The sequence below is a fragment of the Vreelandella aquamarina genome (genome assembly GCF_900110265.1).
In the GTDB taxonomy this organism is placed as follows: Bacteria; Pseudomonadota; Gammaproteobacteria; order Pseudomonadales; family Halomonadaceae; genus Vreelandella; species Vreelandella aquamarina.
In genome coordinates this window covers 1-15,858 of sequence record NZ_FODB01000009.1, presented here as the reverse complement: position 1 = coordinate 15,858, position 15,858 = coordinate 1, and the positions used below count along the sequence as shown (strand labels likewise).

Annotated in this window: 11 protein-coding genes; 6 read left to right on the top strand and 5 right to left on the bottom strand. The window is 57.2% G+C overall.

Features of this window, described 5'->3' with window-relative positions; translation table 11 throughout:
* Positions 1 to 27: 27 nt before the first annotated feature.
* Positions 28 to 1,047, top strand: coding sequence for an anthranilate phosphoribosyltransferase (gene trpD, locus BMY49_RS03880; RefSeq protein ID WP_089674922.1), 1,020 nt, complete (start codon positions 28 to 30; stop codon positions 1,045 to 1,047).
* An 8-nt stretch (positions 1,048 to 1,055) separates the two neighbouring features.
* Positions 1,056 to 1,859, top strand: coding sequence for an indole-3-glycerol phosphate synthase TrpC (gene trpC, locus BMY49_RS03875; protein ID WP_058577633.1), 804 nt, complete (start codon positions 1,056 to 1,058; stop codon positions 1,857 to 1,859).
* Positions 1,860 to 1,901: 42 nt separating this feature from the next.
* Here the strand turns inward: trpC and ydiJ are convergent, their stop codons facing one another.
* The 3 genes from ydiJ to BMY49_RS03860 form a co-directional block, all read right to left on the bottom strand.
* Entirely contained in the window at positions 1,902 to 5,003 is a 3,102-nt protein-coding gene (gene ydiJ, locus BMY49_RS03870) for a D-2-hydroxyglutarate dehydrogenase YdiJ (protein ID WP_089674920.1), read from the bottom strand.
* A gap of 88 nt (positions 5,004 to 5,091) precedes the next feature.
* Entirely contained in the window at positions 5,092 to 5,682 is a 591-nt protein-coding gene (locus tag BMY49_RS03865; RefSeq protein ID WP_054644970.1) for a DUF4202 domain-containing protein, read from the bottom strand.
* Between the two features lie 111 nt (positions 5,683 to 5,793).
* Positions 5,794 to 7,047, bottom strand: a complete 1,254-nt coding sequence (locus tag BMY49_RS03860; RefSeq protein ID WP_044628133.1) for a dicarboxylate/amino acid:cation symporter — start codon at positions 7,045 to 7,047, stop codon at positions 5,794 to 5,796.
* Between the two features lie 241 nt (positions 7,048 to 7,288).
* On the opposite strand from BMY49_RS03860, the gene serS reads away from it, so the two are divergent.
* Entirely contained in the window at positions 7,289 to 8,566 is a 1,278-nt protein-coding gene (gene serS, locus BMY49_RS03855; protein ID WP_089674918.1) for a serine--tRNA ligase, read from the top strand.
* On the opposite strand, the gene BMY49_RS03850 is transcribed toward serS, so the two are convergent.
* Positions 8,508 to 9,338 (bottom strand): SIMPL domain-containing protein, encoded by an 831-nt coding sequence (locus BMY49_RS03850; RefSeq protein WP_089674915.1) that lies wholly within the window; start codon positions 9,336 to 9,338, stop codon positions 8,508 to 8,510. The genes serS and BMY49_RS03850 overlap by 59 nt on opposite strands.
* Before the next feature lie 251 nt (positions 9,339 to 9,589).
* Here BMY49_RS03850 and BMY49_RS03845 point away from each other — a divergent pair, with 251 nt between their 5' ends.
* The 3 genes from BMY49_RS03845 to BMY49_RS03835 are packed head-to-tail and all read left to right on the top strand — an operon-like array spanning position 9,590 to position 15,309.
* Positions 9,590 to 10,810 (top strand): TolC family protein, encoded by a 1,221-nt coding sequence (locus BMY49_RS03845; protein ID WP_089674913.1) that lies wholly within the window; start codon positions 9,590 to 9,592, stop codon positions 10,808 to 10,810.
* Positions 10,811 to 10,831: 21 nt separating this feature from the next.
* Complete coding sequence (locus tag BMY49_RS03840) at positions 10,832 to 12,097, top strand: efflux RND transporter periplasmic adaptor subunit (protein WP_089674911.1); 1,266 nt, start codon at positions 10,832 to 10,834, stop codon at positions 12,095 to 12,097.
* A 14-nt stretch (positions 12,098 to 12,111) separates the two neighbouring features.
* Positions 12,112 to 15,309 (top strand): efflux RND transporter permease subunit, encoded by a 3,198-nt coding sequence (locus BMY49_RS03835; protein ID WP_074210781.1) that lies wholly within the window; start codon positions 12,112 to 12,114, stop codon positions 15,307 to 15,309.
* Between the two features lie 52 nt (positions 15,310 to 15,361).
* Here BMY49_RS03835 and BMY49_RS03830 read toward each other — a convergent pair.
* Positions 15,362 to 15,858, bottom strand: a 497-nt coding sequence (locus BMY49_RS03830) for an ATP-binding protein (protein ID WP_244154909.1), incomplete at its 5' end; no start/stop codon positions are given.

Sequence of the window (15,858 nt, the reverse complement as noted above, 5' to 3'; positions counted from 1 at the left end):
TCATACGCTTTAGGGGCTTTCCTGCTCATGCAAATGCGAGACGCAATTAACGCGGTGATGCGCCGCGAAGACCTCTCTTTCAATGCGATGCACGCACTGATGCGCCAAATCATGACCGGCGAAGCCTCCGACGCGCAAATTGGCGGCCTGCTGGTGGGGCTGGCCATGAAAGGCGAAAGCGCTGAAGAGATTAGCGCCGCCGCCCAGGTGATGCGCGATTTAATGAAACGCGTCGAGCTACACACCGAGAACGTGGTGGATATCGTCGGCACCGGCGGCGATGGCGCGAACCTGTTTAATGTGTCCACGGCGTCTAGTTTTGTGGCCGCCGCTGGCGGTGCCCATGTGGCTAAACATGGCAATCGCAGCGTTTCCTCTTCTTCTGGCAGCGCCGATTTATTCGATATTGCCGGCATCTATCTCGACCTCAAGCCTGAACAAGTGGCGCGCTGTATTGAGCAGGTCGGCGTTGGCTTTATGTTCGCACCTAACCACCACCCCGCCATGCGCTATGCCATTGGGCCACGGCGGGAAATGGGCGTGCGTACGCTGTTCAATATTCTTGGCCCGCTCACCAACCCCGCCAGCGCGCCCAATCAAGTGTTGGGCGTGTATTCTGCGGAGCTGGTGCCGCTGATGACCGAGGTATTGCGCAAGCTGGGTAGCCGCCATGTCATGGTGGTGCATTCTGAAGATGGACTGGATGAAATCTCTCTGGCAGCGCCCACTCTGGTGGCAGAGCTAAAAGAGGGCGAGATTACCCAGTACACCATTACGCCGGAATCCCTGGGCATCGAGCGCCAAAGCCTCGCCACCCTTAAAGCATCCAGCGCGGAAGATAGCCTGCGTTTGGTGAAAGCCGCACTTAGCGGTGAAGGAGCGGCGGCAGATATGGTGGCACTCAACGCCGGGGCGGCGCTCTACTGCGCGGGCGTGGCCGATAGCTTGAAAGAGGGCGTGATGGTGGCCCAGGATGCCCAGGCCTCCAAACTACCGCTTGAAAAGCTCAGAGAGCTTTCGCACTTTACTAGCGTCTTTAAAGGGTAAAACTTCCAATGAGTGACCAGGCAACGCCGACTATTTTAACGCGCATTTTGGCCCGTAAAGACCAGGAAGTCGCTGAGCGTCAGCAAGCAGTATCTGAAGCGGATCTGCTAGCGCTAGCGGAGAAGCAGAGTGCGCCCCGTGGCTTTATTGAAGCATTGAATCAGCGTATTGCGGCAGGCGACGCGGCAGTCATCGCCGAGGTGAAAAAAGCCTCGCCCTCTAAAGGCGTGATGCGTGAAGAGTTTCACCCAGCGGATATCGCCAAAAGCTACGCCCAGGGCGGCGCAGCGTGCCTTTCCGTGCTCACCGATGCCGACTTCTTCCAGGGCCATGAGGATTACCTGATTGCCGCTCGCGATGCCTGCGACCTGCCGGTGATCCGCAAAGACTTTATTACCCACGGTTATCAGGTCACTGAAGCGCGCGCCATCGGTGCGGACTGCATCCTATTGATTGTGGCGGCGCTCAATGACGCTCAGCTGCGCGACCTGCACCAGCAGGCCAACGCATTGGGGATGGATGTGCTGGTGGAAGTTCACGATGCAGAGGAGCTAGAGCGCGCCCTGGCGCTGGACCTAAAGCTGGTGGGTATTAACAACCGCAACCTACACACTTTTGATACCAGCCTGAATACCACTCTGGATCTGCTGCCGCGTATCCCTGAAGGCGTGACCGTGATCACCGAGTCAGGCATTCACACGCGTGATGACGTAGAGCTAATGCGTGACCACGAGGTCAATGGCTTTTTGGTCGGTGAAGCGTTTATGCGCGAAGAGGACCCTGGTTTGGCCCTCAAGCGGCTGTTTTTCTAAACGCCCACACGGATATCAGCAAGCCCCAGCAGGCCAGCCGCGTTAGCGGCTGGCCTGTTTGATACTGGTCAGCAGAGCTTGCAGCGGGTGGGGCAGGGTTTGCGCTGAGTAGCGCTTCACCTGACTGCGGCAGGAGTAGCCGGTGGCCAGTAGCTTACCGCTGTTCTCCTCTGCTTCGACCTGGGGCTGCCACGACTGAGCGTAGATTGTTTTGGAGGTAGCGACGTTACGGGTCTCATGGCCGTAGGTACCGGACATGCCGCAGCAACCGGTAGCCATCAGCTCAAGCTCTAAACCAAACGCCGCAAACACCTGCTGCCACGCTTTCGGGCTGCCCGGCGCGTTGGTTTTTTCGGTGCAGTGGGAAAGCAGCTTAAAGCCTGGGTCTTTGAGCGTTAGCTGGCCGGGGGCGAGGGTGTTGACGCGGGTGGCTAGCCACTCCTGCAGCATCAGTACGTTCGGCACCTTATCGCCGCCCAGCGCTTTAACGTACTCCTGGCGGTAGGTCAGCGTCATGGCTGGGTCGATGCCTACCATGGGCACCTCGAACTCACTAAGCGCGCGAAGGCGTTTGGCCTGCTTTTCTGCCGTGCGCTCAAATGCACCCAAAAAGCCCTGTACGTGCAGCGGCTTGCCGTTGGCGGAAAACGGCATGACGAACACGCGCAAGTTTAGCCGCGATAGTAGCTCTACCACATCCATCACCAGCTTGGCTTCAAAGTGGGTGGTGAAGGCGTCTTGCACAATCACGACGCTGTTGGCCCGCTGCGGCTCGGTGAGTAGCGCAAGCGATGTGGGCGTGGCTTCCGCAACGCCCCAGGCGCGCAGCTGCTTTTTCACGCTAGCGCGAGATAGCGCGGGGGAGTCGCTAATGCCGAGCCCTTTCTGCATGAGTTGCTCTACCCAGCGCTGGCCAAGGGCGGCGTTATACAGCGGAGCCATCTTGGTTAACGCAGGCAGCATAAATTCAGTGCCGCCAATCACGTAGTCGCGTAGCGGGCGCAGATAGCGGCCGTGATACACCTCTAAAAACTGTGAGCGGAACTGCGGTACGTTGACTTTGATCGGACACTGGCCCGCGCAGGACTTACACGCCAAGCAGCCCGCCATGGCGTCGTAGACTTCATGGGAGTAGTCGTGGTGCTGCTGGCGGCTAACAGTGTTCATCACCCGCTTGGGGAAGCTTTTGATAAAGCCCCAGGTGCGCTCGGCTTTCTTTTTGCGCGACTCTTCCACCACGTCGATGCCCGCTTGCGACTGCAAGCGCAGCCACTCACGAATCAAGCTGGCGCGGCCTTTAGGGGAGTGGCGGCGGTCGCGGGTGGCCTTCCACGAGGGGCACATGGGGTCGTCCACATCGTAGTTGTAGCAAGCGCCGTTGCCGTTGCAGTACACCGCTGCGTCATAGGCCTGCCAGGCCCGCTCGTCAATGGTGCGGTCGAGCTGGCCGCGCATAGGAACACCATCGACGGTGAGTAGTTCCGGGTCACTCTCCTTCGCAATCAGCGTGGTACTTTCAGAAGGTGACGCGATCTTGCCAGGGTTGAGCTGGTTGTGCGGGTCGAACGCCGCCTTGACCTGCTGCAGGCAGGGGTAAAGCTCACCGAAAAACTTCGGCCCGTACTCGGAGCGCACGCCTTTACCGTGTTCGCCCCACAGCAGCCCGCCGTACTTCTGGGTGAGCGCAGCGACTTCATCAGAAATCTCGCGAATCAACGCTTCCTGGGCGGGGTCTTTCATATCCAGCGCCGGGCGAACGTGCAGCACCCCCGCATCCACATGGCCAAACATGCCGTAGGAGAGCTTGCGTGCATCCAGCGCGGCGCGGAACTCGGTAATGAAGTCGGCCAAATGTTCCGGCGGAACGGCGGTGTCCTCCACGAACGGCAGCGGACGTTTCTCCCCCTGCACGTTACCCAGCAGGCCCACCGAGCGTTTGCGCATGGCGTAGACTTTCTGAATCTGCGGGCGGCCTTCCGCCAGGGTGTAGCCTAGCCGCTCCACGGTGGCATCCTGGCTCAGGTGCTGGGTAAACGCTTTTACACGCCCTGCGAGCTGTTCGGGGTCATCATCGTTGAACTCGATCAGGTTGATGCCCTGAATGGGCGTGCTGCCCGCCGGGAAAAATTCTGCCACGCTGTCCCAAACGAAGTCTTCCATCGCTAGTTGCAGCACGGTGTCGTCGATGGTTTCAATGGAGGTGGGCGATGCGCTGGCGGTCATCAGCGCCTTGGCATCCCGCAAGGCAGCCATAAAGCTCGGGTAGCGAACATTCACTAGCGTAGAGTGCTTGGGAATCGGCAAGACGTTGAGCACGGCTTCGCTCAAAAAGCCCAGGGAGCCTTCCGAACCGCACAGCAGGCTATTCAGGTTGAGCCGCCCATCTTCGCGCAGGTGGGCCAAGTCGTAGCCGGTCAGGCAGCGGTTGAGCGGCGGGAACGTCGCCTCGATCAGTTCGCGCTGGTGGTCGATAATCGTCGCGGCGGTTTGATGCACTTTACCCAGCACACCTGCTTGCGCTAACGCCTGCTGCTCCTCATCGGCGCTCAGCGGGCGGCTGTGTAAATGCTGCCCGCCGAGCAGAATCGTATCCAGCTCTAACACGTGGTGGCGGGTTTTGCCGTACTGGCAGCTCCCTTGGCCGCTGGCGTCGGTGGAGATCATGCCGCCAATGGTGGCGCGATTCGATGTCGATAGTTCAGGGGCGAAAAACAGCCCGTGGGGCTTCAGCGCGGCGTTGAGCTGGTCTTTGACCACGCCTGCCTGTACCCGCACCCGGCGGGCTTCCACGTCAATCTCAATGATTTGGTTCATGTGGCGAGAGACATCCACCACGATGCCATCGGTCAGCGACTGGCCGTTGGTGCCGGTGCCGCCGCCCCGCGGGGTGAGGACGATATCCCGGTGGGGCAGCTCGGAGGCGAGCTTGGCAAGGCGCTCTAAGTCTTCGGCGTGTTTGGGAAACACCGCCGCCTGGGGAAGGCGCTGGTAAATCGAGTTATCCGTCGCCAGCACGGTGCGGTTGGCGTAATCCGGTGCTATTTCGCCTTCAAACCCGCGGGCGCGGAGGACGTCGAGAAAACGTACATAGCGGCTGTTCAGGCGTTCAAAAGGGGCCGTGCGAGAATCCAGGGATGCAATCATAGGGGGTTAAGCCGTCACTGCTAGAAGCGGGTAGGGGATAGCGCTACTTTACCGCAGCTACTGCGGCGGTGCATCTTGATGGGGCATCTCAGTGGCTGTCTAACGCCTCTTTGACGAGCGTTGCACAGGCGTCGTTCATGGGCAGCGTCAGGGCTAGCGCATGCGCCTGCGGCGACATCTTGCCCCAGGTCTTTTGCACAATGCGCACCATGTGGTCGTGCTCCACCTTGCGGGAGAAATCGGCGAAGTAGTTTTCTAAGAACACTAGGCAGGCGCAGTCTTCCAGGGCTTGCACATCGCTATCGCGCCCCAGGCCTTGCTTGCGAATCATGCTGGCGACGCGTTTGGCCTCCTCTTGGGAATAGCCCGCCTCTTCCATGAGTGCCGCCGTGGTATCACCAGCCTGGGCACTTTGGTCCCGCCGCCAAGTTAAGTAGCCAATACGGCCTTCTGGGTAATCGCTTCGCGGCAGCTGCCAGCGCTGCAGGTGCTGGGCGCGCACGGCAATGCGCAACAGTTCGCTCGGCGCCTCCTGCAGTCGCTCTAGCCACCGGCTCATACGCTGGGCATAGATAAGCTCTTGTGGATGAGAAGTGCCATCTGCGAGAGTGGTTGGCCGTGGGTCTTGAGCATGGAGCGCATCAATAGCGGCAAGGGTGTGTTCAAAGGCAGAAGACATATCGGCTCGCTTGGTTCAGTGGTCAGAGTGACATCCTAGCAGCTTGTAGTTCGGTATAAAAAAGCGCCCGCTACCAAGGGCAGCGGGCGCGAGGGATAGCCTAATCGATTATTAAGAGCGGCTGGTGTTGTAGATTTCTTCGTTGAGTTCGCCTTCGCTTTTACCTACCAGCGTGGTGACCATCAGATCGCCTGCGACGTTAACACTGGTACGCGCCATATCCAGAATGCGGTCAATACCCGCAACCACGGCAATAGCTTCAAGGGGTAGGCCAATTTGTGCCATCACGATGGAGAGCATAATCAGGCCTGCACCAGGAACGCCTGCAGTACCAATCGAGGCCAGCGTGCCGGTGGCTACGATCATGCCGTAATCCATCATGCTCAAATCAGTGCCGGTCATCTGAGCAATAAATAGCACCACCACGCCTTGATACAGTGCGGTGCCATCCATATTGATGGTGGCGCCTACGGGCAGTACAAAGCCGGACACCCCTTCCGATACGCCCAGGTTTTTCTGTGCGCAGCGAATTGAGACGGGCAGGGTGCCTGCTGAGGAAGCAGAAGAAAACGCCACCACGATGGCATCCAGGCTGCCTTTTAAGTAGCGCACCGGGTTCAAACGTCCCATCAGAGAAATAAAGCCAGAGTAGATAACAAGCACATGTAAAATGCTGGCGAGATAGACCACGCCGATCAGTTTGGCGAGTGGGAGCAAAATTTCTAAGCCATACTGGCCCGATACATGGGCAATCAAACCAAACACCCCGAATGGCGCAAACGCCATCACGAGGCCAGTGAGTTTATACATGGCTTCCGCGAAGCTATCGAAGACCTTCATCACCGGCTCGCCTTTTTCACCGATAAGCGTTAGCGAGATGCCCAAGCCAATGGCAAACACAATGATCTGCATAATGTTGCCATTAGCCAGGGCATCAATCGGATTGCGCGGCACGAGATTAATGAGAATCGACATTAGCGATGGTGCTTCGTTAGCCGAGACTTCAGCGTCGAAACTTAGCCCGACACCCACCCCAGGCTGCAGCAGGGTAGAGAGCACAAGGCCAATGCTGATGGCAAAGGCAGTGGTCACCAAGTAAAGGATAATGGTGCGAGCCCCAATACGGCCCATCTTCTGTGGATCGCGCATGGAGGTAATACCCACCACCAGCGTCGAAAAGACCAGCGGCACAATCAGCATCATAATGGCGTTGATGAAGATGTCGCCCAGTGGCTTAAATACACTCGCTGTTTCGCCGAGCAGTGCGCCTGCCAACACCCCGAGCGCCAAACCTGCCAGGATTTTCTGCCATAGAGCGATACGTCGCCACCAACCAAATTTTTCTTGCGTTGCGGTCTCCTGCATAAACTTTCTCCTTTTCTATAACCCGTTGTTAGTGATTCTTGCTTTAAAGCGGCGGGCACTCTATCACTTTTGGCTAATAAGGGGGGATATGCGTAAGGGTCATGGTGCATACCCGTCAACGACTAAGTTCAGCATGGTGGTGCGCTGCCATAGCCCCAACTCGCGCTTTTGCCTACAATAGGCCCCTTTGCCACGGCCTTTGATTGCCGTGTTTCACTGAATTCTGGCCAAGGGATAACTCATGCTCGATCCGAAACTGCTGCGCGGCGATCTTGATGCAACTGCGCAACAACTGGCCCGCCGGGGCTTCGAACTCGATAAAGCGGCACTGCAGGCGCTAGAGTCGCGCCGTCGTGAGTTGCAAACCCAGACCGAGCAATTGCAGAACGAGCGGAATACGCGCTCCAAAGCGATTGGTAAGGCCAAAGCCAATGGCGAAGATATCCAGCCGCTGCTGGATGAGGTGAGCGACTTAGGTGACCGTTTGGATGCTGCTAAGCGCGAGCTGGCCGAGGTACAGGCTGAGTGGGATGACGCGATTAGCGGTATTCCCAACCTGCCCCATGAGAGCGTGCCGGAAGGCAAGAACGAAGACGATAACGTGGAGCTGCACCGCTGGGGCACGCCGCGTGAGTTCGACTTTGAGGTGCTGGACCATGTGGATTTGGGTAAGAAGTCCGGCTATCTCGATTTTGAACTGGCGGCCAAGCTGACCGGCGCGCGCTTTGCAGTGATGCGCGGGCCCATCGCTCGCCTGCATCGCGCGCTGGCGCAGTTTATGCTGGATACGCAAACCCAGCAGCACGGCTATGAAGAGTGCTATGTGCCTTACATGGTGAATCGCGATTCGCTGATGGGTACGGGCCAGCTGCCCAAGTTCGGCGAGGATCTGTTCAAGCTGAACGACGAGCGGGAGTACCACTTGATTCCCACCTCAGAAGTACCGCTGACCAACTTCGTGCGTGATGAGATCGTCGAGCTGGCTGCGCTGCCGATGAAGCTCACGGCGCATACTCCATGTTTCCGTTCGGAAGCTGGCGCTTATGGGCGCGATACCCGTGGCATGATTCGTCAACACCAGTTCGATAAAGTCGAGATGGTGCAAATTGTGGAGCCGGAGAAGAGCTATGAAGCGCTGGAAGAGATGCGCGGCCATGCAGAAGCCATTCTGCAGGCGCTTGAGTTGCCGTATCGGGTGGTGACGCTGTGTACGGGCGACATGGGCTTTGGCGCGGCAAAAACCTACGATTTGGAAGTGTGGCTGCCGAGCCAAAACACCTACCGGGAAATCTCCTCTGTGTCTAACTGCGAAGATTTCCAGGCGCGTCGGATGCAAGCCCGTTACCGCCACCCTGATTCCAAAAAGCCTCAGCTACTGCATACGCTCAATGGTTCGGGTTTAGCAGTAGGGCGTTGCCTGCTGGCGGTGCTCGAAAACCACCAGCAGGCGGATGGGTCGATTACTGTTCCGGCTCCCCTGCAGCCCTATCTAGGCGGCCTCGAGCGTCTTGCCCTCTAAGCGCCCACTCGACGTTCACCCCGGCATCGATGCGAATGGTGCCGGGGCGGTAGTCGCTGGCTGAACCGCTGCCCATAGCGTCACTTTCGGCGCGCATGGCCATCATGCGGGGTTGAAAAACCGGCGCTTGGGTCTCTTCAATGTGTTGAACAGGGCCAAGCGTGACATCTAGCGTGCTCGCCATAAGGTCGGCTTTATGGCGGGCTTTTTCTAACGCTTTTGTCAGTGCTTCGTCGGTGGCGGCGTCGCGATCCTGCAGGTCAAACTGCACACCATCTAACGCATTTACACCAGCGTCAATCAAAGCGTCCAGCACATCGCCTAATTGGTCTATATTAGTTAGCTCAACGCTGAAGGGGCGTTCTAAGCGGGTGCGCATCAGCGTCTCTTGTTCGCCGTTGTCGTTGCGCGGGCCTGCGACATGCTCAGGATACACGTTCAGGGAGCCTGCATTGATGGCGCGTTGCTCAATGCCAATCTCTTCCATGGCGGCAATCAGCTCGCTGGCACGCTGCTCAAGCCGCTCGCGGGCGCTGCCCAGGGCTTCGCTATCGGTGTCTTCTAAGGTTGAAACCGCTGGGGTGTTTTCCCACAAACGTGCAGAGAGCGTGGCTTTATCGGGTTCAACTTCCACCCATGACTGCGCCTGAACGTGAAGGCTTGGCGGAGCAGGCGGCGCGGCGTAAGCCATAGGGGTAGTCAATAGGGCAAACAAAGCGCTACCCACGAGGCCGTAGCGGAGGCGTTTAAAGTGTTGCGTTGCTGTATTCATAGGTCACTTCCTTGCTAAGAGAGCCAATGAGCAGAGTAGGCTAACTAATATTGTGTATCGCTGTTTGGAAGGAAAGGTTGCCATAAAGTTCGCTGGCAAAGAGTAGACGGAAAACAGTTGCTTTTTGTGGATGACGCTTCGAATTCAAGTTCATTTTAACCTTTTCACTTACTATCCTAGCCTGTTCCTACTTTGTCATGGACGCCTCGCGCCCATGAATTGTGGCTATTTACCCCTTCGGGAGAAAGTCGATGAAGGCAAGCAAGCACTCGCCCAGAGCGTTGCTGTGTTCAGTACTATTGTCCATTCCTCTGTTCGGTCAAGCGGAGACTGTGAATTGGACAAATTGGCTCACTGGCCAGATAAGCAAACATCCGGATGTTATGGCGGCGACAGAGCAGGCGGCAGCCCGGAATCAGGATGCTGAGGCAAGCGAACAACCGCTGTATAACCCGGAGCTGTCTGTTGGAGCAGACAGAACGGGCAGTGACAACAACTTTGTGGCAGGGCTATCACAAACGATCGATTGGTCTGATCAACAGGGTGCGCTAAAGGACAAGGCAAAGCTGATCAGGCTTTCCGCTGAAGCTGATTTGAACGAGGCGGTTTTGGCACAAACGTCCGAGTCGCTGTTTGCGCTTGTCGAGTGGCGCGCGGCGACGCGTGCCGAAGAAATTGCGGAATCCCAGCAACACCGTCTGAATGCCTTGCTGGAGCAGGTTGAGCAACGCCAGCAGGCGGGCGACCTGGGGAGTACCGATGCAGAGTTGCTTTTTTTAAGCCTTTCTCAGCAGCTCAGTGAACTCGCCCAGGCAAAGGCTGCGGTTGATCAGGCGCAAGCCCGGGTCAGAGAGCTTCTGCCGGATTGGCGGCCTCAGGATGGGGGGATCCCCGGGCACATTTGGCCGGCTCTTGCTTCCAGGGTCGATAACGACAATTTGCTGGATCATCCGTCAATTGCTGCTGCCCGCGCGAGGTGGCAGGTGCTGCGGAGCGAAGCCGAGGTGGTCAGTCGCAGAGCGGCGGCATCTCCCACGGTCGGGCTGAGCGGAGGGCGTGATGGCGGTGAGAACCTGGTTGGCCTGACATTCTCGATCCCTCTGAACGTCCGTAATAACTACAGCGCTGAAATCCGGGCCGCGAATCGACGGGCTCTGGAGGCCGAAGCGCGGTTTCAGGCGCTCTACCGGAAACAACAATATGACCTGGCAGGCGCTCGCGCTTCCTGGAAGCGATACGACACCCAACTCAGCCGATGGACAGAACTCTCCCAGGGGCGTGTACAGCGAAGTGCTGATTTGCTTGAGAAGCAGTGGCAGGTCGGCGACCTCTCCACCTCTGAGTATCTCCAGGCGCTGGGCCAGCGCGCGGAGAGCCTGAAAACCGGTATTGAACTGGAAAAGCAGGCGCAGTTGGGTCTGATTGAGCTCTTGAGCCAGTCTGGCGAACTGATCACCCTCTTCCAATACTAGTCTGGAAACTGGATATTCATTATGAAAAAAACTCTGATTTCTGTATTCGCATTGACGTTGCTTACAGCCCCACTTTCTTTTGTACAGGCAGAGGAAGATGCTCATCAGGAAGCCGGTCATGATCATGCTGCCAGTGGCGACGATCATCAGGAAGTCACCGGTGAGGAGGGCGAGTATAAGGAAGATCATGGTGAAGAAGGTGAGCATGAGGAGGAAGGTGATCATGAAGAGGAAGGGGGGCACGGCCACGAAGACGAGAACGGTGGCCATGAAGAAGCGGCCACCGCAAGCATCAATGCCAAACAGAAAGAGCTCGCCGGCATTGAAGTAGCAACCCTTGAGAGCAAGCGCGTTGACTATGAAATCTACGCTCCCGGTGAGCTGCTGACCAACGGCTATACCAGCTATCACGTGTCCCCCCGGGTTGCCTCAGTGGTGCTGCGGCGTCACGTGGAACTGGGTGAGCACGTAACCAAGGGCCAGCCGCTGGTAACCCTGTTCAGTGAGACGGTGGCACAGGCGCAGGCGGATTACAGGAAAGCTTTTCCTGAATGGAAGCGAATCAGCGGGCTGGGTCGTTCCGTGGTTGGCGATCAGCGGTTCAATACAGCGAAAGCCAACATTGAAGCAGCAAGGGCGACTCTGCTTGCTTACGGGCTGAACGATGATGACATTGGTGCGTTGAAGGCCAGCGGGGTGGATAGTCTCGGTGAATACATGCTCAGGGCTCGCGTGGATGGTGCAGTACTGACCGATGAGTTTGAGCAAGGACAAAGAGTTGAGGCTGGCCAGCCGCTGGTGACTCTTGCTGATGAGAGTGAGCTTTGGGTAGAAGCCCATCTGCCAGCAAGCTCCGACATTGTTCTAGAGAAGGGCGCGGAAGCCGAAGTCAGGGCAGCGGGTCGTGTGGGCGTGGCAACGGTGTCCCAGGAAGCCCACACCATTGATCCTGTGACCCGCACGCGGATTGTCAGGCTTGAGCTGGACAATCCTGAAGATCGTTTTCATCCAGGAATGTTCGCAGATGTGTATTTTCGTTTTAAGACCAGCGAGCCGGTGCTTGCCGTGCCGGAGACTGCATTGATGCGTGGCGCGGACGGCGACTGGACGGTCTATGTGGAAGAGGCCGAAGGCGAGTATGAACCCGTGGAAGTGGAACTGGGCCGCTCAATTGGCGGGCTCCGTGAGGTTTCCGGCCTGGCTGCGGGCCAACGAGTCGTTTTGCGGGGCGCATTTTTTGTGGCCTCTGAGATTGCCAAAGGCGGCTTTGATCCGCACAACCACTGATTCCGGGAGCCATTATGTTCAACCGAGTAGTCGACTTGGCGGTTCAGAACCGCCTGTTGGTTCTTATTGCGCTTGCAGTGCTTATCGCCACGGCCGCGTTTCAGATACCAAAACTGAATCTTGATGCTTTCCCCGACGTTACAAACGTCCAGGTCGCTGTTAATACAGAGGCGCCCGGACTTGCGGCTGAGGAAGTCGAGCAGCTGATCACCTATCCCATTGAAGCGGTGATGTATGCGTTGCCGGATGTTGAGGAGGTTCGGTCCATCTCCAAAACCGGGTTGTCTGGTGTCACCGTGGTCTTTAAAGAGGGCACGGATATCTATTTCGCGCGCCAACTGGTTTTCGAGCGGTTGCAGGCCGCGCGGGAGCTGATTCCGGACGGGGTCGGGGTGCCTGAAATGGGGCCGAATACGTCCGGTCTTGGCCAGGTCTACCAGTACTTGCTGATAGCGGACCCGGATTCGGGGTACGACGCAATGGAATTGCGCAGCTTGCACGACTGGCTGGTCAAACTGTTGCTGATACCGGCTGAAGGGGTTACGGAAATCCTGTCGTTTGGCGGAGAGGTCCGCCAGTACCAGGTTAACCTGAACCCGGCGCGAATGCTGTCCTATGACTTATCACAGAACGATGTCATGGAAGCCCTGGAGAACAACAACTCCAATGTTGGGGGCTGGTATATGGGCCGCGGGCAGGAGCAGTTGGTTATTCGCGGTATGGGCTGGCTGGGTAATGGCGAGCAGGGGCTCGAGCAGATCCGTCAGGTGCCCGTTAAAACCAGTGATGGCATTACAGTGACAGTGAACGATGTCGCCGAGGTAGCGCTGGGCACTGAAATTCGCCAGGGTGCGGTAACCATGACCCGGAAGGATGAAGCCGGTCAGGTTGAACAACTGGGTGAAGTGGTTTCTGGCATTGTACTCAAACGAATGGGGGCCAACACAAAAGCCACCATCGACGGCATCGAGGCCCGCATTGATCGCATAAATCAGGCGCTTCCGAGTGGGGTTCGTTTTGAGCCCTATTACAACCAGGCGGATCTGGTGACCAAGGCCGTAGAGACGGTGACCAATGCGCTTTTGTTGGCTTTTGTGTTTATTGCGATTGTGCTTGCCCTGTTCCTGATGAATCTGCGGGCAACAACGCTGGTGCTGCTTTCAATACCGATTTCCATCGGTATTGCCCTGATGATCATGGCCTGGTTCGGTCTCTCGGCCAACCTGATGTCTCTGGGCGGTATTGCTGTGGCAATTGGCATGCTGGTGGATGGCTCTGTTGTTATGGTTGAGAACATTTTCAAGCATCTGACCCATCCCGATGCTGAGCATGACGCCCACCGGAATGAGTTGGCTGAAGGCGACCCCGATCCGCTGGATGCATCGCACGATGATCGTGGCATTGCACTTCGACTGCAGGAAGCGGGCCGGGAAGTGGCGCGGCCGATCTTTTTCGCGACGGCGATTATCCTGGTCGTTTTCATGCCTCTGTTCAGCTTTGAAGGTGTGGAAGCCAAGCTGTTCCAGCCAATGGCGATCAGCATCATGCTGGCCATTGTGTCCGCTGTGATCGTCGCTCTGGTGGTTGTACCCGCGCTGGCGTCATACATGTTCCGTAAGGGTATCCGGGAGCGGGAAAGCTTCATTCTAAAACCCCTGGAAAAGCTCTATCGCATGGGGCTTGCCTGGTCACTGAAGCATAGCCGCGTGGTTGTTGGCGCGGCGGCGGTTCTTGTTGTACTGGCGGCGCTGATTGTTCCACGACTGGGCACGGAGTTCGTGCCTGAACTGGAAGAGGGCACGATTAACCTCCGGGTGACCCTGGCCCCTTCATCAAGCCTCGATACGGCGCTTGAAGTGGCGCCGAAACTGGAGGCCATGCTGATGGAGTTTCCAGAGGTGACCTACGCGCTGTCCCGGGCGGGGCGGGCGGAAATAGGCGGCGATCCGGAGCCCGTCAACAACATCGAAATCTACATTGGCCTCAAGCCAACAGCCGAGTGGACCAGCGCCAGTAATCGCTATGAATTGCAGGCCCTGTTTGAGGCGAAGCTCGAACAGCACCCGGGGCTACTGTTTAACTTTTCTCAGCCTATTGCAACTCGGGTTGACGAATTGTTGTCTGGTGTCCGCGCGCAGTTGGCCATCAAACTCTTTGGCCCGGATCTCAAGGTGCTGGCCGAGAAAGGCCAACAGATCGAAGCGGCGGTCCGAACTGTTCAGGGGACCCGGGACGTGGCCATGGAGCAGATTGCCGGTGAAGCGCAGTTGGTGGTTCAGCCAGACCGTCAGGCACTTTCCCGGTACGGACTCGCCGTGTCTGATGTGATGAGTGTCGTCCGGGACGGACTGGGTGGTGCCGCCGCGGGCCAGATCATCAACGGAAATGAGCGGTACGATATCTATGTGCGCCTGGCCAAACGTTTCCGGGAAGACCGGGATGCCATTGCTGATCTCAGGTTGCAGGCGCCTTCCGGAGCCTGGGTGAGACTCGGCGATGTGGCCGATGTGTCTATTGAGTCCGGCCCGCCCCAGGTGCGCCGCGACGACGTTCAGCGCCGTGTGGTCATTCAGTCTAATGTGCAGGGTCGTGACATGGGCAGTGTGGTTGCCGATATTCAGGATACCATCGCGACAGAAGTGAACCTTCCCCCCGGCTATTCGGTGGATATTGGTGGTCAGTTTGAAAACCAGCAACGAGCTCAGAAGCGATTGACCATTGTGGTACCTGTATCTCTGGGCCTGATCGCGCTGTTGCTGTACTTTGCTTTCAGTTCGGTTGGTCAAGCGCTGTTGATTCTGGTCAACGTGCCGCTTGCCGTTATTGGTGGCGTCTTTTCACTCTGGATCTCCGGCCAGTATCTTTCGGTGCCCAGTTCCGTTGGATTTATCACACTGTTTGGTGTGGCGGTGCTTAACGGGGTCGTAATGGTCGAAAGCATCAATCAGCGAATACAGGATGGGTTGAACGTGGATACTGCGGTGTTTGAAGGTGCCGTCTCCCGTTTGCGTCCTGTCTTGATGACAGCAATAACCTCGGCACTCGGTTTGATACCGATGCTATTGTCGACGGGCGTGGGTGCGGAAATCCAGAAGCCATTGGCCAGCGTGATTGTAGGTGGTCTCGTGACTGCAACTTTCCTGACACTCTTTGTTTTGCCGGTTCTGTTCGGTCGCTTTTCAAGAGCCAAGGTGAGTGATATCCAACGGTAAAAAATGGGAGAAGCCGCGCTGCGTCATCGACGGTTGCCTTTCTGGAGGTTTTCTAATCCGGAAGTGGCAGTAGAATGACAATGCTGGCTCCTCCGTTTTTTGAGGTACCCATGTTCATCTGTCCGAGGTTGTCTTCGACAATCTCGGACACGATGGACAATCCGAGCCCAAAACCGGCGACCGTTTCATCCAGCCTGGTACCCCTGTTCATGACAGTGGCTGCCGCCTCGGGAGAAATTCCGGGGCCATCGTCCGCTACTTCTATGGAGAGTCCTGATGACGTGCGGGCGATTGTAACGTCGACGGTTGTCTGGCACCACTTCCCGCCATTTTCGAGTAAATTGCCAAGTAGCTCTGAAAGATCCTGTCGCTCCATTGGCCAGCTGAAGTTTTCAGGTAAGTTGGTGTGGAGGCGAAAAACCGTGTCAGGGAAGATTTTTTCCATAACGGTGATGACACTTGCCGTGATTTCAACCGGCATGCACGTCCGTCCCATCTGTCTGCCTGATATGTCTGCTTTGCTCATCCGGTATTTCAGGGATTTGTCAA